This window comes from Planotetraspora phitsanulokensis (assembly GCF_016863295.1).
Lineage (GTDB): Bacteria > Actinomycetota > Actinomycetes > Streptosporangiales > Streptosporangiaceae > Planotetraspora > Planotetraspora phitsanulokensis.
Window position 1 is genome coordinate 1 of the sequence record NZ_BOOP01000023.1, and the last position, 21,000, is coordinate 21,000.

Genomic DNA, 21,000 nt, shown 5'->3' on the forward strand with positions numbered 1-21,000 from the left:
AAGAGCGCGGCCGACGGCAGCCGTTTCGTCACCGTGGAGGACTCATGACACGACCGATAACGCTGTTCACCGGCCAGTGGGCCGACCTGCCCTTCGAGGAGGTCTGCCGCCTGGCCTCGGAGTGGGGCTACGACGGGCTGGAGATCGCCTGCTGGGGCGACCACTTCGAGGTCGACCGCGCGCTGGCCGAGCCCGACTACGTCCCCCGCAAGCTGGAGATGCTGGACAAGCACAACCTGAAGGTGTGGGCCGTCTCCAACCACCTGGTGGGGCAGGCGGTCTGCGACAGCCCCATCGACGAGCGACACAAGGGCATCCTGCCCGCCCGCATCTGGGGCTCGGGCGACCCCGAAGAGGTGCGCGCCAACGCCGCGGAGGAGATCAAGAACACCGCCCGCGCGGCCGCCAAGCTCGGCGTCGACACCGTGATCGGCTTCACGGGCTCGTCGATCTGGCACACCGTCGCGATGTTCCCGCCGGTGCCCCCAGACATGATCGACAGGGGCTACCAGGACTTCGCCGACCGGTGGAACCCGATCCTGGACGTCTTCGACGAGGTGGGCGTGCGCTTCGCCCACGAGGTCCACCCCAGCGAGATCGCCTACGACTACTACACCACCGTCCGCACGCTGGAGGCCATCGGCCACCGCCCCGCGTTCGGGCTGAACTGGGACCCCTCCCACATGGTGTGGCAGCAGATCGACCCGGTGAACTTCATCCTCGACTTCGCCGACCGGATCTACCACGTCGACTGCAAGGACGCCAAGGTCCGCATCGGCGACGGCCGCCGCGGCCGGCTGTCGTCGCACCTGGCCTGGGCCGACCTGCACCGGGGCTGGGACTTCGTCTCCACCGGACGCGGCGACGTCCCCTGGGAGGACTGCTTCCGCGCCCTCAACTCGATCGGCTACGACGGCCCCATCTCGATCGAGTGGGAGGACGCGGGCATGGACCGCCTCGCCGGCGCTCCCGAGGCCCTCGCCTACATCCGCACCCTCAACGCCATCACCCCGCCCGACGCGGCCTTCGACGCCGCGTTCTCCAGCGAGTGACGGTCCGCGGGAGGGGTCGCGCCGCACCGGCGGGCCCCTCCCGCGTCGCGCCACGGCCGACCCGGTGACATGTCTCTCCTCGGTCGGAGGGAAGAATGGGCTCGTGCCATCCCATCCCTTTCCCGTCGTGGCTCCCGGCTGGATGCGCGACAACGAGCAGCCCGACCTCCGGGCGGGCGACCTGCTCCTGCGCTCCTGGCTCCCCCACGACGCCCCCGCCGTGCTGGCGGCCTTCTCCGACCCGGCCATCCAGCGCTGGCACCGCCGCTCGATGACCTCCCTCGACCAGGCGGCCGACTGGATCGCCCAGTGGCCGGTGCGCTGGCGGACCGAGACGGACGCCTGCTGGGCCGTCACCGACCCGGCCGCCGACGAGGTTCTGGGCCGCGTCTCCCTGCGTGACATCCATCTGGCGGAAGGGCTGGCTCAGGTCACCTACTGGATCCTGCCCGACGCCCGCGGGCGTGAGGTGTCCGTCCGGGCCGCGGTCGAGGCGACTCGATGGGCGTTCGAGGATCTGGGGCTGCACCGGGTGGAACTGCACCACTCCACGTACAACACCGCGTCCTGCCTCGTGGCGGACAAGGCGGGCTTCGCCTACGAGGGCACGCTGCGCAGCGCTCTCCTCCACGCCGACGGGTGGCACGACATGGAGGTGCACGCCCGGATCAACGAGCCGGCCCGGGCACGCCGTCCCTGAACGGGAAGCGCCGGGAGGCCCGGCGTGTTGCGACAGACATGGACGATCGTTTCGCGGATCTGCATGTCATCAGGCGCCTGCTCAACGAGTCGAAGACATGGGCCTTCGTCGGCCTGGGCGACGACCCGGACCGTACGGCCTACCAGCAGGCGAACCTCCTCCAGAAGAGGGGCAAGCGAATCGTCCCGGTCCACCCCGCCGCCAAGACCGTGCTGGGTGAGCAGGGCTACGCGAAGCTGGCCGACGTTCCGTTCCCGGTCGACGTCGTCGGGGTGTACCGGCGGGCCGAGTTCGCCGGCGACGTCGTCGACGAGGCGATCGCGGCGGGCACCGGCGCCGTCTGGCTGCCTCTCGACGTGATCGACGAGGCCGCCGCGCAGCGCGCCCTCGACGCCGGGCTCGACGTGGTCATGGACCGTTGCCCGGGAGTCGAGTGGGTGCTGCGCCGCGAGGCCTGATCCGCTACTGACCGTCCGTCCGGAATCCGGCGCCCGTAGCGGAATAAGCTTCCTGCGTGGCGATTCGGATAGTCATAGCGGAGGACTCCTTCCTCGTGCGCGAGGGCGTGCGGCGGGTGCTCGATCTGCAGGACGACCTGGAGGTCGTGGACACCGCCGCCGACCTGCCCCAGTTGCTGGCGTCCGTGGCCGAGCACTCCCCCGACGTGGTGGTGACCGACATCCGGATGCCCCCGACCTCGACCGACGAGGGCATCCAGGCCGCCACCGGGTTCCAGACGAGCCGTCCCGGCATGGGCGTCGTCGTGTTGTCGCAGTACGCCGAGCCGGCGTACGCCACCCCGCTGCTCGCCACGGGGAGCACCGGGCGGGCCTACCTGCTCAAGGAACGGGTCGGCGATCCGCAGGCGCTGATCCACGCGGTCCGCACGGTGGCGGCGGGAGGCTCGGTCATCGACCCGGCCGTGGTGGAGGCGCTGGTGACGGACTCGATCCGCGCGAAGGCCTCCCCGCTCGCCGGGCTGACCGCCCGGGAGCGCGACGTGCTGGCCCAGATCGCGCAGGGCAAGAGCAACGCGGCCGTCGGGGCTGCGCTCTTCCTGACCGAGCGCGCGGTGGAGAAGCACATCAACGCGTTGTTCGCGAAGCTGGGGCTCGGCGCCGAACCGGACGTCAACCGGCGGGTCATGGCGGTTCTGCTGTATCTGTCGGCCCAAAAAGGTGGTGCTAGCACCCAGAAAATGTAGGGTCCGCAACCTTGGTGGGTTCTGCCCTTTCGGGCAGGCTGAAGGCATGACCGCTAAGGAGGCGTCGTACGTGGACGTGCTCATCGTCGACGACCAGGCGCCCTTCCGTTCCGTGGCGCGCGCCCTCGTGCGCCTTCTGCCGGGGTGGCGCGTGATCGGTGAGGCGGAGAGCGGCGAGGACGCCTACGACCAGGCGGCACTCGCCCACCCGACGATGATCCTCATGGACATCAACCTGCCCGGCATCAACGGGATCGAGACGACGCGCCGGATCCTCGCGCGGTCTCCGGAAACCAAGATCGTCCTGTTGTCCACCTACGCGGCCGACGATCTGCCCCCCGACGCCGCGACCTGCGGAGCGCTCACCTACATCCGCAAGGACGACCTCACACCCGCGCTGCTGCGCGCTCTTCCCGTCTGAGGGCCAGCCGCGCCGCCTGCAGTCCCCCCATACCGTGCACGGACGGCCCGGGCGGAGTGCTGGCCGAGCAGATGTAGAGGCCGTCGACCGGCGTCGCCCACGGGTGCGCCCGGTAGACGGGCCTGCCCACGAACTGGCCGGCCTGGGCGGAGCCGCCTCCGATGTCGCCGCCGACGAGGTTGGGATTGCGCCGTTCGAGCGCCGCCGGCCCCATCGTGTGGCGCGCCAGCACGACGTCGCGGAACCCCGGTGCGAACCGCTCGATCTGCGCCTCGATCGCCGCGCTCATGTCGATGTCGGAGCCGTTGGGCACGTGGCAGTACGCCCACAGGACGTGGGCGCCCGCGGGGGCCCGGCTCGGATCCGCGACACCCGGCTGGACGGCCAGCACGAACGGCCGCTCCGGATGCCTCCCTCTCGCGACGTCGGTCTCGCTCCGGGCGATCTCCTCCATGGTGCCGCCCAGGTGGACCGTCCCCGCGGACGCGACCGAGGGGTCCCGCCACGGGACGGGGCCGGACAGCGCCCAGTCCATCTTGAAGACGCCGGGACCGTACCGGAAACGCGTCAGACGCCGCCGGTAGGCGGCCGGAAGCCGGTCCCCCGCAACGGCGACGACCTGGCGCGGCGTGAGGTCGAGCAGGATCGACCTGGCCGGCGGCAACTCGTCCAGGCTCCGTACCGTGTGGCCCGTCACGACTTCGCCGCCGTGCCGGAGGAGCCGGCTCACCAGCGCGTCCGCCAGCGCCTGGGAGCCCCCGCGCGCGACCGGCCAGCCCACCTGATGGGCGAGGACCGCGAGCAGCATGCCGTACCCGGAGGTGAGGGGGGCGCGCAGGTCGAGCATCGAGTGCGCGGCCATCCCGGCGAGTACGGCACGCGCCTCGGGCGTGCGGAACGCCGACCGGGCGAGCCAGGTCAGCGGCAGCAGGGCGGGAGCTCCGAAACGGGCGGCGCTGAAGGGCGCCTTCGGCGGCGAGAGCGGGGCGAGCAGGGTGTCGACCAGGGGGAAACCGGCCCGTACGGCGGCGCCCACGGTTGCACGCCACGCCACCGCGTCACGGCCGAACGACTCGGCCGTCCGCTCGGGATCGCGGTGCACCAGAGCGGCGGGCCGCCCGTCCAGTGGATGCGCGGCGGGCACCGGAGGGTGCGCCCACTCGACGTCGAGATCGAGCCCGCGGAACGCGGGGGACGCGAGCGCCATCGCCAGGATGGTCGCGCAGACGTCGTGGCGGAACCCGGGAAGCGTCAACTCCTCGGTGCGCAGCCCGCCCCCGCACACCCCGGCCGCCTCGACCAGCAGCACCCGCCGGCCCGCCTCGGCCATCGTCACGGCGGCCATCAGCCCGTTCGGGCCGGAGCCGACCACGACCGCGTCGAACTCTGCATCAAACCGACTCATATCGAAATTTCCCCGCTTATCGTGGTTCCCGCTCCGGGCGTGGACGCGACGCGCAACCGCCCGCCGATCGCCCCCAGGCGGTCGGCCATGTTGACGAACCCGTGGCCGTGCCCGTTGCCGCTGTCGAATCCCGCCCCGTCGTCGCTCACCGAGAATCTCAGCAGGTCGCCGTCCAGGTGGATGCGCACCTCGATCGAGGCGTCCGGCCCCGCGTACTTGCCCGCGTTCTGGATCGCCTCGAGGCAGCAGAAGTAGACGGCCGCCTCGACCTGCTCGGAGAAGCGGCGCGGCAGGTCCACGTCGACCTCGTACGGCAGGGCCACGCGCCGGGTGATCGACCGCAGGGCCTCCCCCAGGCCGTGGTCGCGCAGCAGGGGCGGATAGATGCCGTGCGCCAGTTCGCGGAAGGCCGCGTTGGTGCTCTGCACGTCGGCCCGCAACTCCTCCAGCATCTCGGCCACGAGGGCCGAATCCTCCTTGATGAGCTCGCCCGCCAGCCCCAGCTTCACCGACAGCGCGACGAGATGTTGCTGGGCGCCGTCGTGCAGGTCGCGCTCGATGGCGCGGCGGGAGGCGTCGGCGGCGGTGACGATCCGCAACCGCGACGCCTGGAGTTCCTCGTTGCGCTGGCGCAACTCCTCCAGCGAGGCCTGGAGCGCCGAGTCGAGGCGCATGTTGTGCAGCGCGAGGCCGACCTGCCGGGCGAGCTCGATGAGCACCCGGTCGTCCTCGTCGGAGTACTCGACGCCGTCGGACGGCCGGCGCACGACGAGCAGGCCGAGGAGATCCCCGAGGTGCGCCGCGGGAGCGACCCGGATCGGGGCGTCCCTGTCGTCGATCAGGGACGGCAGCCAGACCGACATCCAGGCCGGGCCGCCGATGCGCGTGCGTCCGACGACCAGGCGTTCCTTCTCGTCGAGCGTCAGCACGGCGTCCTCCCGCTCGGGGACGCTGACCGTCCGGTGCAGCACGCCCTCCGTGCCCACCCAGACCTCCGCCCCGGCGGGGCCGAGCGTCGCGCGCAGCGACTCCACCAGTTGCAACAACAGCTCGTCGAACGGCACGGCGCGGCTCATCCGGGCTCCGAACGAGGCCAGCGCCTCCTCCGGCGTCTGCCCGCGCCGCCCGAGCAGCCCCTCCCCGAACGACACCAGCCGGAAACGGAGCGGCAGTCCCAGCCCGACGGCGGTGAGGGAGGCGATCACGCTCGCGAGCAGCACCTCTCGCTCCGGTTCCTCCGGCGACCTGGCGAGCCCGATGACCACCACCAGGTAGACCGCCACCACCAGCATCGCCAGCCCGGCGACCACGATGGCCTCGACCAGCCCCCGCTCGGAGAACCTGGCCGTGAAGGACACCTGGCCGAGGAACACGCCGAGCGGCAGGACGACCATCGACGCGAGCACCGAGGTGATCACGTCGTCGGGAGCGCCGAGCAGGAGGTGCGTCGCGACCAGCACGGCGTCCGTGGCGACCGTCACCACGGCGGCCGCCGCGACCCACTGGAGCGTGCGGCGCCGTCCGGCGGGAGCGCGAGGGCACCGCAGCAGCACCGCCGCGAGCGCGACGGCCGACGCCGCCGCCACGACGCCGGCCACGACTCCCACGTTCGGCGTCGTCCCGGCGATGGCCATCAGGACGCTCCAGACCACGGCGGCGGCGAAGGCCGCGGCCGCGAATCCGCGGCGCGTCCACGACCCCAGTTCGCCGTCGGGCAGGCCGAGACCGCACGCGAACCAGGCGGCCACCGCGAGGGGTGTGCACGCCGGCCAGACCGTCGCCACCCCCTGCGCGACCGCGACCAGCAGGGCCGCACGCACCAGCGCCCTGCGCTCGGCCGCCAGCGCACCGGCGGCGACGACCAGCCAAGCCGCCACGAGGACGGCGGAGGCTACGACCATGACCTCACCCCTGACATCACCTCAGGATCCACGCCAGGATTCACGCCGCCTACTCCGTCCGGAGAACGTGGCCGATGCGGAGCCTGGCAGCGAGGCGGCCTGGCCACGCGGCGAGCAGGTTGGCGAGCAGCAGCGCGACCGGTCCGACCAGCACCAGCGCCCAGAACGCGACCGGCACGAGGTAGTCGAGCGGCATGAAGTCGGCGACCAGCCTCCAGACCGTGCGGCCAAGCGCCACACCCAGCGGAACGCCGACGGCGAGCCCCACCAGGGCCAGCAGGGTGGCCTGGACGACCACCGCCCATCGGGCCTGCCTCCTGGTCATGCCCAGCGCACGCAACACGGCCACCTCGTGGCGGCGCCGCCGTACGGCCGTGGCCAGGGCGTGGCCGACCGCGCCCACGGCGAGCACCGCCAGGAATCCGGCCAGCACGATGGGCAGCGCCTGCACGTCACGGATCTTCCGCAGTTCCGGGAGGGGATCGGGTGGGGCGAACCCGGCCCCCATGGACGACAGCCGGGCGGCGACTGCCTCGGGAGCGGCGCCCGGGCGCAGCGCCACGTGGGCCAGGTGGAACTTGAACAGGGTGCTCGCATCCTCGAACAGATGGTCGTAGCCGGCGGAAGTGGTCCACGCGCCGTCGCTGTAGTTGTTGTGGGAGCCCGCCGGCACGAAGCCGATCCCCGTCACCGTCATCGTCACCGGCGCGCCTCCACTGGCCAGCCGAACCCGTCCGCCGACCTCCGCCCCCATCCTGTCCGCGCTGCCCGGGGCGAGCACGATCTCTCCGGCGCCGGCGGGCAGCCGTCCCTCGAGCATGACCACCGGGAACGGCCCTCCCATGGGGGCATAGGTGTAGGTGGTCACCGAGGTGGGATTCGCGGTCCCGACGGATTCCGCGACCGCGATCCGGGAGTCGTTGACGGACGCGACCTGCGGATCCTTAGCGATCTTGGGAAGTAGCTCCTTGACTGGCGTGGGCGTCATGTCGTCGCCGTTGAAGCCGACGTAGGCCTGCAACTGGTGGGTCTGGCCGAACCGCTCCGGATTGGTCGCCGCGTCGTGGACCCCGGCGGAGAACGTGAACGCGGCCAGCACCCCGAGCACTCCGGTGACGGCCCCGACCAGCGCGGGCCGCACAGGCACGGCGCTGCGCCCGCGGCCGGGCTCCAGGGCCAGGCGGGCGCCGACCACCATCGGCACGGGCAGGCCCAGTCGCGCCGCGGTGAGCGCGACGACGGACCGGCGCGGTGATCCCTCGCCGTGCCGTACGACCAGGGCGAAGGCCGCCGCCCCACCGGCCCCCGCCAGCACGAGGACGGGGACGAGCACCCACCCGGCCACCAGGACCAGCGAGTCCACGTCGAAGCCGGGAGCAGGCTCGTACAGGGACGCCGCTCCGATGGGCATCCACAACGAGGCGACCGCCGCCCCCGCGACACCGAGCGTCGCGCCGGCCAGGGAAGCCAGGAAGGGGGCCGCGGCCGCCAGCACGATGCCCTGGCGGGTGGCCAGCCCGACGGCGCGCAGCACCTGCAGGTCGGCCGCGGTGGCAGCGGCGTACCGCGCCACCGACTGGCCGACCAGAACGATCGCCGCGGCGAGAGCCGCCAGCCCGAAGGCCGTCAAAGAGACCGCCTCGAAGTGGTTCAACTGCCGGCGGGGTTCCTGGAGCTTGGCGTCGATGTCCCAGACGTCGATGTCGTTGCGTTCGGTGGCCGCCGCCAGACCATCGCGGAAGCTCTCGACGTCGGCGGCGCCGCCCTTCAGGCGCACCAGAGCGTTGATGAAACTGCCCGGCCCGATGAGGTTGTCCCGGTATCGCGCCACGAGCGCGGACGACGGGAGCACGCCTCCCGGAGATCCGACATCCTCCGCGAACCACGGCGACTTGATCACGCCGACGATCCGCGCCTTGATCGTGGGACCGCCGAACGCCTCACCGGTGGCCGGGTCGAAGTCCTCGCGGTTGATCTGCTTCGGCGTCGCGAGCCGCAGGGTCAGCTGATCTCCGACCTTCCGGTGGAAGGAGGCGAGGAAGCCCGGGGCGGCGACGACCTCGTCGACACGCGACTGATCGGGGAGTCGCCCTTCCAGGATGACGGGCCGCTCGATGGTCCTCAGCAACCCGTCGTCCATGGGAGGAAAGGCGTCCACATGGGCGCTCCAGGGGATGCCGTCCACACCGAAGGCCGAGACGGGGAACAGCGTGAGCGCCTCGACCTCCGGCAACGCCCGGATCTTCTCCCAGTCGAAGTCCGGCTGATTGGGCAGGACGGCGATGGTGGCGGGCAGGGTCCCCGCCTGAAGCCGGTCGACCGCGGTGACGCCGCGGCGGGCGCCGGCGAAGGCGGCCAGGACCGTCGCGGTGGCGAAGGCCACGAGGAGGGCGAGCACCAGCAGCGGCCGCCAGCGGCGGCGCAGTTCCAGCCGGAGCCACATGGTGATCATGGCTACTCCGTCCGGAGGACGTGGCCGATGCGGAGCCGGGCGGCGAGGCGGCCCGGCCAGGCGGCAAGCAGGTTGGCGAGCAGCAACGCGACCGGCGCGACCAACAGCAACGCCCAGAACGCGACGGGCACGAGGTAGTCGAGCGGCATGAAGTCCGCCACCAGCCGCCAGACCGTGCGGCCCAGAGCCACGCCCAGCGGAACGCCGACGGCGAGCCCCACCACCGCGAGCAGGGTGGCCTGGGTGACCACCGCCCAGCGCGCCTGCGGACGGGTCATGCCCAGCGCACGCAACACGGCCACCTCGTGGCGGCGCCGCCGTACGGCCGTGGCCAGGGCGTGGCCGACCGCGCCGACGGCGAGCACCGCCAGGAACCCGGCCAGCACGATGGGCAGCGCCTCGACGTCCCGGATCTGTTGTACCTGCGGAGGGGGAGGGCTCGGGATGAACTGAAGCCCGGTCCCGGCGGACAGCCGCGCGGCCACGGCCGCCGGATCCGCTCCGTCCCTGAGCACCACGTGGACGACGTGGAACTTGAAGGAGTAGCGGGCCTTCGCGAAGAGCCGGTCGTATCCCTCGGGAGTGGCCCACGCCCCGTCGCTGTAGTCATTGTGAGGGCCGAACGGCAGGAAGCCGATACCGGTCACCTTCATGGTCACCGGTTCGCCGCCGCTCGCCAGCCGTACCTGCCCGCCGACCCTCGCGTGGAGGGCGTCCGCGCTGAGCGGCGCGAGCACGATCTCGTCGGCCGCCGAGGGCATCCGCCCCTCCATCACGACGACGGGGAACGGCCTGCTCACGGGGTCGTAGGTGTAGGTCGTCACCGAGGTCTCGCCCGATTCGGCGACGGCGATCCGCGGGGCGTTCACCGCAGCGACGTCTGGATCTCCGGCGATCTGCGGAAGGGCCTGATCCACGGGTCCCAGGTCCTCACCGTTGAACCCGGCGAAGGCCTCGACCTGGTGCGTCTGCCCGAACCGTTCGGGATGGGCCGCCGCGTCACGCACTCCGGCGGAGAAGGTGAAGGCGGCGAGCACCCCGAGCACTCCGGCGACGGCGCCGAACAGCGCGGGTCGCACGGCCACCGCGGAGCGCCCGCGTCCCGGTTCCAGGGCGAACCTGGCCCCCACCACGGCCGGCACGGGCAGTCCCAGCCGGGCGGCCGCGAGCGCGACCGCCGAACGCCGGGGAGATCCCCCGCCCTGGCGCACGACCAGGGCGACCGCGGCTGCGGCGGCCGCCGTGCCCAGCACCAGAAGGGAAGCGAGCACCCATCCGCTTCCGAGGATCAGCCAGTCGACGTCGAACCCGGGTGCGGGCTCCATCAGTGACGCCGATCCGATGGGCATCCAGATCGACGCGACGGCGGCTCCCACGACGCCCAGTGTCGCCCCGCCGAGCGCGGCCAGGAAGGGGGCGGTCGAGGCCAGCATGACGCCCTGCATGGGGGCGAGCCCCACAGACCGGAGCACCTGGAGGTCGGCCACCGTGGCGGTGGCGTACCGCGCCACCGACTGGCCGACCAGCACGACCGCGGCGGCGAGCGCCGCCAGCCCGAAGGCCAGCAGGGATGCCGCCTCGAACCTGTCCACTTTTTGCACGGGAGTGAGGAACTTGTCCTTCACGTCCCAGATGTCGATGTCGTTGCGTCCCGCCTCCCTGGCCAGGCCCTCACGGAAGCCGCGCTCCGCGTCCATCCCGCCTTTGAGGCGGACGAGCGCATTGTGGACGCCTCCAGCGCCGACCAAGTTGTCCTGGTGGCGGGCGTACAGAGCGGGGGACGCGACCACGGACCCCTTGGCGCCGACCTTGTCGGAGAACCAGGGCGAACGGATGACGCCGACGATCCGTGCCCCGACTGCCGGGCCCGCGAGCGGCACGCCACTGGCCGGGTCGTACTCGAGGTCGGCCGCCTGCTCCTCGGACATCAGCCGCAGCATGAGCCGGTCTCCCACGCCCCGGTGGTAGAAGACCGGGAAGAGCGGGGTGACCACGACCTCGTCCGCCCGTGCGGGGTCGGGCAGCCGCCCTTCGAGCACCACGGGACGTTCAATGGTGTGCAGCACCTCGTCGTCGACCACGGGGAACGCGGAGACGTTGTCCGCAAGTGGGATGCCGTCGACGCCGAAGCCGGACACGGCGAACACCGTCAGCGCCTCGACCTCGGGCAGCGCCCGGATCTTGTCCCAGTCGAAGCCGGGCTCGTTGGGCAGGACGACAAGGGTCGTCGGCAGCGTGTCGGCCATGAGCCGCTCCGCGGCGGTGTCTCCCCTGCGGGCGCCCGCGAACGCGGTCAACACCGTGACCGTGGAGAACGCGACGAGCAGAGCCAGCACCACAAGCGGCCGCCACCGCCGGCGCAGCTCGATGCGCAGCCACGTCCGGACGACGGTCACGGCGCGTCCACCCTGCCGTCGCGCAGCCGTACGGCACGGCCCGCCCCCCCGGCCACCTCAGGCGAGTGGGTGACCATGATGATCGTCTGGCCGTCGTCGTGGAGCCTGCGGAACAGCTCGAGGACCTCCATGCCGCCCTCGCTGTCGAGCGCCCCGGTGGGCTCGTCGGCGAGCAGGAGCGTCGGCTCGTTGACCAGGGCGCGGGCGATGGCCAGGCGCTGGCGCTGTCCTCCCGACAACACGGCGGGCACCTGGTGGGTGCGGTCGCCCAGTCCGAGCAGGTCGAGCAGGTCGCGTGCCCGGGTCTCGGCCGCCCGCCGCTTCATGCCGCCCAGAACTCCCGGCATGACGAGGTTGTCCAGCGCGGAGACGCCGTCGAGCAGGTTGAAGAACTGGAAGACGAAGCCGACGTGGTGCCGCCTGAACCGGGCCAGCCAGTCCTCGTCGCGGCCGTCGACCCGTTCCCCCGCGACCTCGACGGTGCCCTCGTCCACCGTGTCGAGACCGGCGATGACGTTGAGGAGGGTCGACTTGCCGCAGCCCGACGGGCCGGTCACGGCGACGAACTCGCCCTCGTCCACGGACAGGTCGACGCCGCGGAGCGCGCGGACGGGGGCCAGTTCCGCGGTGAAGGTGCGTCTGACCCCTTTGATCTCGACAGCGGTGGGCATGTCAGTTCACCACCAGGTGATAGGCGTTGACGGGGGTGCTGCGTCCCTTGACCGGGCGCGCGCCCAGGGACTTCCACGGCCAGGCGACGCCGCCCGCGCGGACGGTGGCCTCCGCGGCGACCGTCCCCGCGGGACGGGCCAGGTCCTGCATCCGCTGGGCGAGGTTCACGGTGTCGCCCACGAGCGTGTACTCGACCCGCTCGTCGCTGCCGAGCAGGGCCGCCGCCACCTCTCCGGTGGACAGGCCGATGCCGAGCCAGAACGGGGCGAGATCCTGGGCCGCCCATTCCGTGTCCAGCGCGGCCTGCCGTACGTGCATGTCGCAGGCGGCCCTGATGGCGCTGTCCGCGTGGCCGGGCGACGGGTCGGGCGCGCCGAAGACGGCCATCACGGCATCCCCGACGTACTGCATCACGGTCCCGCCGGCGTTGAGGATCGCGGCGTTCATCGCCCTGCGGTGGGCGTTGAGCTGTCCGGCGAGGACGGCGGGGTCGGTGCTCTCCGCGATACCCGAGTAGCCGCGCACGTCGGACATGAGGACGGTGACGTTCAGGCGTTCGGTCCGCTCGATCGCGCCGCGGTCCATGCGGAGCTTGTCCGCCAGGCCGCTCGGCAGGAGCCGGGACAACGTCTCGCCCTGCTCCTCCCGGCGGAGGATCGCGGTGTGCAACATGCGCAGCCGGCGCAGCGCGCTCTGCCGTCCCCTGCTCGCCCCCTCGGCGAGTTCGAGGAACAGCTGCTCGATCGCGGCGTTCACGGCCTCGGGCGTGTCCCCGCTCGCCAGGGCGATCGCCTTGACCGGTCTTCCCTCGGCGACCTGGCGGAGCAGGCTCTCCTTCGCCTCCGACAGCTCGCCCTCGTCGCGCGCGGGGTCCATGAGCTCCCGCACGATCATCGGGTCGATGAGCGATCCCCCGGTGGCGACGGCGCGGATCGCCCGGCCGAGCAGTCCCGCGTCGGACACGCGGTCCTTGAGGAGGTAGGCGTAGCCCGCGGCGCCGTCGCCCAACAGCCGGACGGCGTACTCGGGGTCGTCGTACTGGCTGAGCACGACCGTCCCGGTTCCCGGCAGCCGCCTGCGCACCTCGCGCGCGGCCTCGATGCCCTCGTCCTGGAACGTGGGCGGCATCCGGATGTCGGTGACGATGACCTGCGGGCGCAGCCGCACCGCGGCCGAGACCAGTTCGTCGTAGTCGGCCGCGAGCCCCACGACCTCGAGGGCGGGGTCGTGGGCGAGCAGAGCGCGCACTCCTTCGCGGACGATGAGGTTGTCGTCCGCGAGCACCAGCGTGATCCGATCCACGAGCCGATTAGATATCGGGCGTGTCCCCTCCAGAAAGGGTGCTGGGACGAAGGAAGGGGGGTGCTGGCACCCCCGTGCGATGGCAGGGTGACGCCCTCGTGTGAGGCGGCCGTGGTTCCTACCGTCGAGACCATGCGAGTCACATCTCACCTCACGTCCGTTTCCTGGATCCCGTCGGAGGCCGTCAAGGGCTACACCAAGCCGGCCTTCACGATGGGCATCGCGCACTACGACGAGCCGCCTCCCGACACGATCGACGACCTGGAGGCGCTGCGTGCCGCCGACGCCTTCCGCCTCGCCCATCGGCTGGAGGCCTGGGCCGAGTTCGACGGCGGCGTCCTGGTGGACCACGGCGCCCGCGGCGGCCTGATCATGGGGTCGACCACCGTACGGCTGGGCCGGCTCGGCGTGACCTTCGCCGCCTTCTCCCTGCCGGACCTGCGCCCCGAGCCCGAGATCGGGGACGGGTGGATCCGGTTCTCCCAGACCGTCGGGGGCCGCACGGCGATGCCTCTTCCGCGGCGCAGCTCCCGCCCGCCGTATTTGCGGCTGCAGTCCCCGTTCGTGTGGACCACGCTCTCCCTGACGCTGCACGCCGACGGCAGGGCCGAGGGCAGCCTGTCCGGCGCGAGCCCCTTCCCCCGGCACTGGGTCTACGGCGCCGACGACACGCTGGCCATGAAGGCCGGCCTCACCGACTACAAGACGTGGGCCGGCCAGGAGGGGGCCGAGAGCACGCCATGGGGCGACGAGGACTCGCCGGTCCTGGTCACCGCGGCGGAGACCGCGCTGGAGCGCGAGATGTCGGCGCTCATCATGCGCGGAGGACGCAAGCCCGTGATCCGCTCGCTGGAGGCCGGCACCGTGCTGGTCCGCCAGGGCGAGCCGGGCTCGTCGCTGTTCCTGCTCCTCGACGGGGTCCTCACCGTCGACGTGGACGGCAGGGCGCTGCCAGAGTTGGGCCCCGGCGCCATCCTGGGCGAGCGCGCGGTGCTCGAAGGCGGCCTCCGTACGGCGACGCTGACCGCGAGCACGCCCGTCCGGGTCGCCGAGGCCTCCCCCGACATCATCGACGTCGCCGCCCTGGCCCGCCTCGCGGAAGGCCACCGCCGAGAGGACTCGCTCGCGTGAGACTCGCCCTGCTCGGCGTGCGGGGGTCGACACCCGCACCCGGTCCCGAGTTCGTCCGGTACGGCGGGCACACCAGTTGCGTCGCCGTCCTGCCCGACGACTCGGACGTCCCCCGGCTGGTGCTCGACGCGGGCACCGGCCTGCGGGGACTCGGCCGTCTGCTCGGCGGAGAGCCGTTCCGCGGCTCGATCATGCTCACCCACCTCCACTGGGACCACCTGCAGGGCCTGCCCTTCTGCCCGCCGGTTGACCGGCCCGACGCCCGCGTGGACCTCCACCTGCCCGGTGACGAGGACCCGCGGAGTCTTCTGGCCCGGATGATGTCGCCGCCGCACTTCCCGATCGACCCCGGAGGGCTGCACGGCGACTGGCGGTTCCGCACGTCCGCCGACGGAGTCGTCGAGGGGTACACCGTGCGCGTGGCGGAGATCGCCCACAAGGGCGGCGTCACCCACGGGATCCGGGTCGAGGGTGACGGGGTCTGCGTGGCCTACCTCCCCGACCACTGTCCGCAGATCGAGTCCGCGGCCGCGGAGAAGCTCGCGTCAGGAGCCGACCTCCTGCTCCACGACGGCCAGTTCCTGCCCGCCGAGCAGGAGACCGCCGACGCGTACGGCCACGCCACCATCGGCGACGCGGTCGCGTTCGCGCGGCGCTGCGGAGCGCGGCGGCTGGTCCTGACCCACCACGCGCCCGGCCGTACGGACCACGCCCTGGACGCCGTCGCCGCCACCGGCGTCGAGCTCGCCCGGCAGGGCGACGTCCTCTCCGTCGGAGCGCCGTGACGCGGAGGCCACGGTCCGGCCACATCTGGGTTCGGAGAACGAATCGTGGTCGAATGGAGCGGTGAAGGTTCGGATCGGAATATCGGCGGCCACACGCGCCGACCGCTTCGCCGAGACCGTCGACCTGGCGGAGGCTCTCGGAATCGACTCCCTGTGGTTGTCCGAGCTCGTCCTCGGCTCGTCGGTCGAGCCGGTGGTCGGCATGGGCTACGCCCTGGCCAGGACGGAGCGGCTGAAGGTCGGCACTGGTGTCGCGATCCTGCCCGGCCGGCATCCGGTGCTGGTCGCCAAACAACTCGTCTCACTGGCCGCCCTCGCGCCCCGGCGCGTCCTGCCCGCGTTCGGTCTGCTGCCGGCCCGCCCTCAGGAGCGCGCCTTCTTCCCCGTGCCGGGCGAGTCGCGCGGCGCGGTCTTCGACGAGTCGATGGAGGTGCTGCGACTGCTGCTCCGGCAGGAGCGGGTGACCTTCAAGGGCGAGTTCCACACCATCGAGGACGTGGGCGTCGGCCCGCTTCCCGCGCGACCGCTCGACATCTGGCTCGGCGGAAGCGGACCCCGGGCGCTGCGCCGGGTCGGCCGCTTCGGCGACGGCTGGCTGGCCAGCTTCGTCACCCCGGAGGAGGCGGGCGCGGCGCGGGCGTCCATTCAGGCCCACGCGGCCGAGGCCGCGCGCGAGATCGAGGAGGACCATTTCGGCGTCAGCCTCGCCATCGCGACCGCGGGCGTCTCCGACGATCTCGCCGCCGCGGTCCGGCGTCGCCGCCCGGACGCCGACCTCGCGGCGTTCGTCCCCGACGGCTGGCAGGCCGCCCGCGACCTCATCGAGCGTTACGTTGCGCAGGGCATCACCAAGTTCGTCGTACGGCCCGCCGGGCCCGCGCCCGCGATGGAGGAGTTCCTGCACGACTTCGCTCGCGAACTGAAGCCCATGGAGACCACGTAGACCATGGAGACCATGGAGACGAGGTGGACTTGAGCCGGGCCGCGGAAATTCAGATGCCGAGCCGCTAGTCGTCCGTGAAAATCGGGCCATGCGCCACTGGCCCATCTTCGATCTCCGTCTGACCACGCCGCGCCTCGAGTTGCGCCTGCCCTCGCTCGACGACCTGGACGCGCTGGTCGACCGTGTACTCGAAGGCGTGCACGAGCCCGGTTTCATGCCGTTCGGCATTCCCTGGACGGCCGCGCCCGCGGATATCCTCCCGATCGCCTCGATCCAGCACCACCTCGGGTCCCTGGCCTCCTGGCGGCGGGAGAACTGGCACGCGAACTTCATGGTCGTGCACGACGGCCAGGTCATCGGCTCCCAGACCGTGGCGGGGATCGACTTCGCGGTCACGCGCGAGGTCTCCTCGGGCTCCTGGCTCGGCCGGGCCTGGCAGGGCAGGGGCCTCGGCACCGAGATGCGCGCCGCCGTGCTGCACTTCGCGTTCGAGGGGCTGGGCGCGGAGTCGGCCACGTCGTCCGCTTTCACGGACAACCCCGCCTCGCTCGCGGTCTCGCGCAAGCTGGGCTACCGGGAGAACGGCATCCAGCCCCAGGTCGTCCAGGGCAGGCGGCGCGTCAACCAGCGCCTGCGCCTGCTGCGGGACGACTTCACCAGCCCGGTCCCCGTGGAGATCCACGGCCTGGACGGCTGCCGCGACCAGTTCGGCGTCTGAGACCGGTCTCCGTCCGGGGACTCCCTCACCGTCGTCCCGCACCTCTGAAGGGCGACCTGTCCGCGGGGTGACCCGAGCCTTACGGATGCGGATGTTTCGCTCCACCGCGTCGGGTAGGTGGCTGCTCGACGAAGGGAGAACCATGACACCGGATCTTTGGTCGTATCCCAACGGCGTATACGACACCGGACAGGCGGCGGACGTCGTGGGGTACGACGTCGAGGCCACCGACGGCAAGATCGGGTCGGTCGACGACGCGACCTACGAGGTCGGTCAGAGCTACCTCATCGTCGACACCGGCCCGTGGATCTTCGGCAAGAAGGTCATGCTGCCCGCGAGCGTGGTCACGCAGATCGACCCCGTGGAACGGAAGATCTTCGTGGGCAGGACCAAGCAGGAGATCAAGAACGCTCCCGAGTTCGACGAGTCGGCGTTCAAGGAGTCGGCTTACCGGGACACCCTCGGCGAGTACTACGGGCGCTTCCCCTACTGGGGCGCTCCGTAAGCTCGGTCGATCGTCACGAGAAGGGGGCCGCGCCCGCTGGCGCGGCCCCCTTCGTCTTGCCTCGTCTGTCTCCTCGGTCTCTCGGCGCGGCCTCCTCGAGCCGGTCTCCTCAGCGCGGTCTCCTCAGCGCGATCTCATCGGCGCTGTCTCGTCGGCGCGGTTCGCCTCACGGCCAGTCGACGTCCGGCGACGGCGAGGTCGGGGCGATGACGCGGAGCCGTTCGAGCAGGGTGAGGAACGTCGACGCGTAGGGCGACGGCGCCACGACCGACGCCACCCGATCCCAGTCGACCTGTTCCCGCATGGCGCGGACCACGGGAAGCTGCGCGCCGTAGTCGCAGCTGTGCTCGGAGAGCGGGAGGATCCAGGAGATCACCAGGTCGGTGGCCTCCAAAACCGGCAGGCTGAGCGCCGCCGTGTTGATCATATCCGCGCGGGCGATCATGGCCTCGGTCACCGGCCGGTCGGCGATCGAGTAGATCATGTCGACCAGCACCCCGTCCTCGTCGAACGCCTTGACCAGCCAGTCCTCCGGCGGCCGCGCCGTACGGAAGCCGAGGTTCTCCAAGGTCTTGAACGCGAGCGGGACGTCCTCCTCGATCAGGGCGAAGTCGACGTCATGAAGGGACGGCGCGGCGCCGCGCGCGTAACCCGCGCAGCCTCCCGCCAGGGCGAACCGCACGCCCGCCTCCTTGAGACCGGAGCCGGCGCGCTTGAGCGTTTCGAGGATCGCTTCGGTGACAGCGTGCCCATGACTACTCACTTACGACGCTTGCCCCGGTATGTTCGCCGCAAACAATCCCGGGTAGACCGCGTCCCATGTACGACATCCTCCGAGAAATCCAGCGTGACGACGACGTCGTGGACCCGGCGTGGAGGTGGATCTCCACGCACCGGCTTCCGGGTTCCGGTCGCCGTGCACGGCGCCGATGAACGACACCGGTGAGTGACACCGATGAACGACAAGACGCAGACGTCGCCGGACCCCGAGAGCCCGAAGGAACGGCTGGACCGCGAGCTCATCGAGCTCCTCCAGGGCCTGCGGGTCGCGGCGACCGGGGTCCAGGTCCTGTTCGCCTTCCTCCTGACGCTGCCCTTCTCCGCCGGCTTCGGCAAGATCGGCAAGGCGGGTCACTCGTTGTTCCTCATCGCGGTCATCACGGCGGCGCTCGCGTCGATCTGCCTGATCGCGCCCGCGACCCAGCACCGGATCCTGTTCAGATCGGGGCTCAAGGCACTGTTGTTGCGCCGCGCCAACCGGTTGGGCGTCGTGGGCGGAATCGCGCTGGCGATCTCCATGGTGTGCTCGACGAGCCTGGTCGTCCACACCCTGACCGGTCTGTGGCTCGCGGTGGTCATCGCCGCGGCGATCGCCGCGCTGAGCGCCTGGTTGTGGTTCATCCAGCCCCTCGTCTCACTGCTGCGCGCCCGGGAGGGCGACCGAAGCAGCGACCGGGAGAGCGGCCACGACGGTGGCCACGACGGTGGCCAGAGCGGCAACCGGGGCGACGCCCCTTAGCGGAGTGGCACATCCCCATGCGGATCGGCACATTCCGGGCAGATCGGCACACGCTGGCAGCCCTGTGGGGCATTTCCGGCTGATGCCCATATTTCCTACTTAAAGCAAATACCTTCCAATTGGCGTTCATCGGCAAAAACACCGACCCCTGCGACCTGCTGATGTTATGAGGTCATTTGTCAGGGCAGTGGAGGGCCATGGCTACACTGCTCTGGCTCATCGCCGTCGTACTCGTGATCGCCGGGATCTACGTCATCCTGGCTCGCCGGGACATCCTCTGGGGGATCGTCCTCATCGTCCTCGGGTTCCTCGTCGGCCCCGGAGGCGTCAGCATTTTCAATCCATAGCCGTCACCCCTCGAACAGCGGACGAAAACGGCGGCCGGCGTCAAGCCGGCCGCCGTCCTGCTCGTTTCAACCGGAACCATCCAGAAACGTCCGGAAGCGTCCGCGGAAACACATGCCGACGGAGGCGGGAAACGGGAAAAGGCCGCCCGGTCGCGATCCGGGACGGCCTTTCTTCATCGCCTGCCTTTCAGCGTTCAGCGGCGCGGGCGCCCGCGAGGGTTGCCCCCCTACGCCTGCGCGATCAGCGCGCCGCCACGCCATCGACCAGCGCACAGCCGCAACCAGTGCACGCCATCGACCAGCGCACAGGCTCGATCAGTGCACAGGCTCGATCAGTGCACAGCCTCGCCGTCGAGGCAGTAGACGACGTACGCGTGCTCGATGACGGGCAGCGCGACGTTCCGCACGCGGATCCCGCCCGGCGTCATGCCCTTCTCCGTGCCCAGGTGCGCGTGGCCGTGGACGATGAGATCGGCCCCCTCGGCGTCGGCCGCCTCGGCCAGCAGGTAACTGCCGAGGAACGGATAGATCTCCGGCGGCTCGCCCGCGAGCGTGTCCTTGACCGGCGAGTAGTGGCTGAGCACCACTCTGTGGTCGGAGTCCAGGTCCTTGAGCGCATGGCGCCACCGCTCCGCGATCTCCTTGGTGTGCCGTACGAACGCCTTGGTCTCCGGCTCGCCGAACTCGCTCGCGCACTTTCCGGCGAACCCGCCCCCGAAGCCTTTCCCGCCCGCGACGCCGAACCGTACCCCGTCGAGGGACAGCACCACGGCGTCGTCGTCGAGAACGATGACCCCGGCGTCACGCAGCATCGCGGCGATCTCATCCTCGGCGTCGGAATGGTAGTCGTGGTTCCCGAGCACGGCGACCACGGGAATGGGCAGGTCACCGAGTTCCTCGGCGACCACCCGGCCCTCCTCCCTGGTGCCGTGCCTCGTCAGGTCGCCCCCCACGAGGAGGACCTCGGCCCGGTGCTCGATGCCCTCGAGCTTCTTGCGATAGTGGCCCCGGATGTCCTCGCCGAGGTGGATGTCCGCCACCGCGGCGATTCGCAGTGCTCTCACAGGTGCTCCTCCTCCCCCGGGTCGCGTACTTCCATGAGCCGAATCTCGTTGTGGACCGTCAGCCCCGGAGCCGCCTCCCGGGCGACGTCCTCAATGCCGTGCCTGCGCTCCTCGCAGGACACCTGACCGCGAAGGAATACCTGGTCCCCGCGTACGTCCACGCGGATGCCCAGTTCGTTGGTGCGTTCGTCCTCCGCGAGAGCCCGCTGGATCCGGGCCGCCACGTACTGCGGCGTCTCCATGACTTCCCCCTCATCCTGTACGGCTATCGCTGCCCGGGGCCTCCCGAGTAAAACGCAGGGGTTTGAGATGCAATTACCTGGATATGGTCAATTCAGACCTCGGTGCCTAAGACGCAGGTACCTCCGTGGCACGAACATGCCTGCCGGAGGAGCGTTCTCGGGAACGGGTCACCTTCTCGCACGTCGGTGAGACTCCACTCCCGATCCGGCGACTTCACGATCGTTCGGCCACGCCACCCGC

At 71.2% G+C, this 21,000-nt stretch carries 21 protein-coding genes; 12 read left to right on the plus strand and 9 right to left on the minus strand.

All coding sequences use genetic code 11. The features are described from left to right. Nucleotides 1–44 precede the first annotated feature (44 nt). From Pph01_RS24950 to Pph01_RS24970, 5 genes are all read left to right on the plus strand, one after another. Nucleotides 45–1,052 (plus strand): sugar phosphate isomerase/epimerase family protein, encoded by a 1,008-nt coding sequence (locus Pph01_RS24950; protein WP_204075589.1) that lies wholly within the window; start codon nt 45–47, stop codon nt 1,050–1,052. Nucleotides 1,053–1,155: 103 nt separating this feature from the next. Then, a complete protein-coding gene (locus Pph01_RS24955; protein WP_239116994.1) occupies nt 1,156–1,752 on the plus strand; it encodes a GNAT family N-acetyltransferase in 597 nt (198 codons plus the stop codon). Nucleotides 1,753–1,790: 38 nt separating this feature from the next. Then, on the plus strand, nt 1,791–2,210 hold the full coding sequence (locus tag Pph01_RS24960) for a CoA-binding protein (protein ID WP_204075590.1): 420 nt from the start codon (nt 1,791–1,793) through the stop codon (nt 2,208–2,210). Nucleotides 2,211–2,266: 56 nt separating this feature from the next. Further along, nucleotides 2,267–2,956 (plus strand): response regulator transcription factor, encoded by a 690-nt coding sequence (locus tag Pph01_RS24965; protein ID WP_308441918.1) that lies wholly within the window; start codon nt 2,267–2,269, stop codon nt 2,954–2,956. Nucleotides 2,957–3,002: 46 nt separating this feature from the next. Next, nucleotides 3,003–3,377, plus strand: coding sequence for a response regulator (locus Pph01_RS24970; protein ID WP_204075591.1), 375 nt, complete (start codon nt 3,003–3,005; stop codon nt 3,375–3,377). Here the strand turns inward: Pph01_RS24970 and Pph01_RS24975 are convergent. The 6 genes from Pph01_RS24975 to Pph01_RS25000 are packed head-to-tail and all read right to left on the minus strand — an operon-like array spanning nt 3,343 to nt 13,505. Continuing rightward, nucleotides 3,343–4,782, minus strand: a complete 1,440-nt coding sequence (locus Pph01_RS24975; protein WP_204075592.1) for a phytoene desaturase family protein — start codon at nt 4,780–4,782, stop codon at nt 3,343–3,345. The genes Pph01_RS24970 and Pph01_RS24975 overlap by 35 nt on opposite strands. After that, the gene (locus tag Pph01_RS24980; protein WP_204075593.1) at nt 4,779–6,683 is read right to left on the minus strand and encodes a sensor histidine kinase; all 1,905 of its coding nucleotides are present in this window, start codon (nt 6,681–6,683) and stop codon (nt 4,779–4,781) included. The genes Pph01_RS24975 and Pph01_RS24980 overlap by 4 nt, the downstream gene beginning before the upstream one ends. A gap of 49 nt (nt 6,684–6,732) precedes the next feature. After that, a complete protein-coding gene (locus tag Pph01_RS24985; protein WP_204075594.1) occupies nt 6,733–9,135 on the minus strand; it encodes an ABC transporter permease in 2,403 nt (800 codons plus the stop codon). Nucleotides 9,136–9,137: 2 nt separating this feature from the next. Continuing rightward, entirely contained in the window at nt 9,138–11,531 is a 2,394-nt protein-coding gene (locus Pph01_RS24990) for an ABC transporter permease (protein WP_204075595.1), read from the minus strand. Continuing rightward, the gene (locus Pph01_RS24995) at nt 11,528–12,202 is read right to left on the minus strand and encodes an ABC transporter ATP-binding protein (protein ID WP_204075596.1); all 675 of its coding nucleotides are present in this window, start codon (nt 12,200–12,202) and stop codon (nt 11,528–11,530) included. The genes Pph01_RS24990 and Pph01_RS24995 overlap by 4 nt, the downstream gene beginning before the upstream one ends. Nucleotide 12,203: 1 nt before the next feature. Continuing rightward, a complete protein-coding gene (locus Pph01_RS25000) occupies nt 12,204–13,505 on the minus strand; it encodes an adenylate/guanylate cyclase domain-containing protein (RefSeq protein WP_204075597.1) in 1,302 nt (433 codons plus the stop codon). 132 nt (nt 13,506–13,637) lie between these two features. Between Pph01_RS25000 and Pph01_RS25005 the strand changes: the two genes are divergently transcribed. The 5 genes from Pph01_RS25005 (at nt 13,638) to Pph01_RS25025 (ending at nt 17,587) form a co-directional block, all read left to right on the plus strand. Next, complete coding sequence (locus Pph01_RS25005) at nt 13,638–14,636, plus strand: cyclic nucleotide-binding domain-containing protein (protein WP_204075598.1); 999 nt, start codon at nt 13,638–13,640, stop codon at nt 14,634–14,636. Continuing rightward, complete coding sequence (locus Pph01_RS25010) at nt 14,633–15,421, plus strand: MBL fold metallo-hydrolase (protein ID WP_204075599.1); 789 nt, start codon at nt 14,633–14,635, stop codon at nt 15,419–15,421. Before Pph01_RS25005 ends, Pph01_RS25010 begins: the two co-directional genes overlap by 4 nt. Nucleotides 15,422–15,482: 61 nt before the next feature. Further along, on the plus strand, nt 15,483–16,364 hold the full coding sequence (locus Pph01_RS25015) for a TIGR03854 family LLM class F420-dependent oxidoreductase (RefSeq protein WP_204075600.1): 882 nt from the start codon (nt 15,483–15,485) through the stop codon (nt 16,362–16,364). Nucleotides 16,365–16,452: 88 nt separating this feature from the next. Further along, nucleotides 16,453–17,082: a GNAT family N-acetyltransferase gene (locus Pph01_RS25020; protein WP_204075601.1), complete on the plus strand. Its 630-nt coding sequence runs from the start codon at nt 16,453–16,455 to the stop codon at nt 17,080–17,082. Nucleotides 17,083–17,224: 142 nt separating this feature from the next. Then, nucleotides 17,225–17,587, plus strand: a complete 363-nt coding sequence (locus Pph01_RS25025; RefSeq protein ID WP_204075602.1) for a PRC-barrel domain-containing protein — start codon at nt 17,225–17,227, stop codon at nt 17,585–17,587. A gap of 166 nt (nt 17,588–17,753) precedes the next feature. Here the strand turns inward: Pph01_RS25025 and Pph01_RS25030 are convergent, their stop codons facing one another. Beyond that, on the minus strand, nt 17,754–18,350 hold the full coding sequence (locus tag Pph01_RS25030) for a nucleotidyltransferase family protein (protein WP_204075603.1): 597 nt from the start codon (nt 18,348–18,350) through the stop codon (nt 17,754–17,756). 192 nt (nt 18,351–18,542) lie between these two features. Here Pph01_RS25030 and Pph01_RS25035 point away from each other — a divergent pair, with 192 nt between their 5' ends. Next, nucleotides 18,543–19,106 (plus strand): DUF6328 family protein, encoded by a 564-nt coding sequence (locus Pph01_RS25035; RefSeq protein ID WP_204075604.1) that lies wholly within the window; start codon nt 18,543–18,545, stop codon nt 19,104–19,106. A gap of 197 nt (nt 19,107–19,303) precedes the next feature. Continuing rightward, a complete protein-coding gene (locus Pph01_RS25040) occupies nt 19,304–19,453 on the plus strand; it encodes a GPGG-motif small membrane protein (protein WP_203885462.1) in 150 nt (49 codons plus the stop codon). A gap of 332 nt (nt 19,454–19,785) precedes the next feature. Here the strand turns inward: Pph01_RS25040 and Pph01_RS25045 are convergent, their stop codons facing one another. Together Pph01_RS25045 and Pph01_RS25050 are read right to left on the minus strand one after the other, a co-directional pair. Continuing rightward, complete coding sequence (locus tag Pph01_RS25045) at nt 19,786–20,517, minus strand: metallophosphoesterase family protein (protein WP_204075605.1); 732 nt, start codon at nt 20,515–20,517, stop codon at nt 19,786–19,788. Continuing rightward, nucleotides 20,514–20,759 carry a BON domain-containing protein gene (locus Pph01_RS25050; protein ID WP_204075606.1) on the minus strand — a complete coding sequence of 82 codons (246 nt, stop codon included), beginning with the start codon at nt 20,757–20,759 and terminating at the stop codon, nt 20,514–20,516. The genes Pph01_RS25045 and Pph01_RS25050 overlap by 4 nt, the downstream gene beginning before the upstream one ends. Nucleotides 20,760–21,000: the final 241 nt, after the last annotated feature.

Coding starts and splice junctions, on each gene's coding strand:
- Pph01_RS24985 (WP_204075594.1), bottom strand. CDS start 9,135: ATGATCACCATGTGGCTCCGGCTGGAACTGCGCCGCCGCTGGCGGCCG.
- Pph01_RS24975 (WP_204075592.1), bottom strand. CDS start 4,782: ATGAGTCGGTTTGATGCAGAGTTCGACGCGGTCGTGGTCGGCTCCGGC.
- Pph01_RS25035 (WP_204075604.1), top strand. CDS start 18,543: ATGAACGACAAGACGCAGACGTCGCCGGACCCCGAGAGCCCGAAGGAA.
- Pph01_RS24980 (WP_204075593.1), bottom strand. CDS start 6,683: ATGGTCGTAGCCTCCGCCGTCCTCGTGGCGGCTTGGCTGGTCGTCGCC.
- Pph01_RS25025 (WP_204075602.1), top strand. CDS start 17,225: ATGACACCGGATCTTTGGTCGTATCCCAACGGCGTATACGACACCGGA.
- Pph01_RS24995 (WP_204075596.1), bottom strand. CDS start 12,202: ATGCCCACCGCTGTCGAGATCAAAGGGGTCAGACGCACCTTCACCGCG.
- Pph01_RS25050 (WP_204075606.1), bottom strand. CDS start 20,759: ATGGAGACGCCGCAGTACGTGGCGGCCCGGATCCAGCGGGCTCTCGCG.
- Pph01_RS24950 (WP_204075589.1), top strand. CDS start 45: ATGACACGACCGATAACGCTGTTCACCGGCCAGTGGGCCGACCTGCCC.
- Pph01_RS25040 (WP_203885462.1), top strand. CDS start 19,304: ATGGCTACACTGCTCTGGCTCATCGCCGTCGTACTCGTGATCGCCGGG.
- Pph01_RS24960 (WP_204075590.1), top strand. CDS start 1,791: ATGGACGATCGTTTCGCGGATCTGCATGTCATCAGGCGCCTGCTCAAC.
- Pph01_RS25005 (WP_204075598.1), top strand. CDS start 13,638: ATGCGAGTCACATCTCACCTCACGTCCGTTTCCTGGATCCCGTCGGAG.
- Pph01_RS25020 (WP_204075601.1), top strand. CDS start 16,453: ATGCGCCACTGGCCCATCTTCGATCTCCGTCTGACCACGCCGCGCCTC.
- Pph01_RS24970 (WP_204075591.1), top strand. CDS start 3,003: ATGACCGCTAAGGAGGCGTCGTACGTGGACGTGCTCATCGTCGACGAC.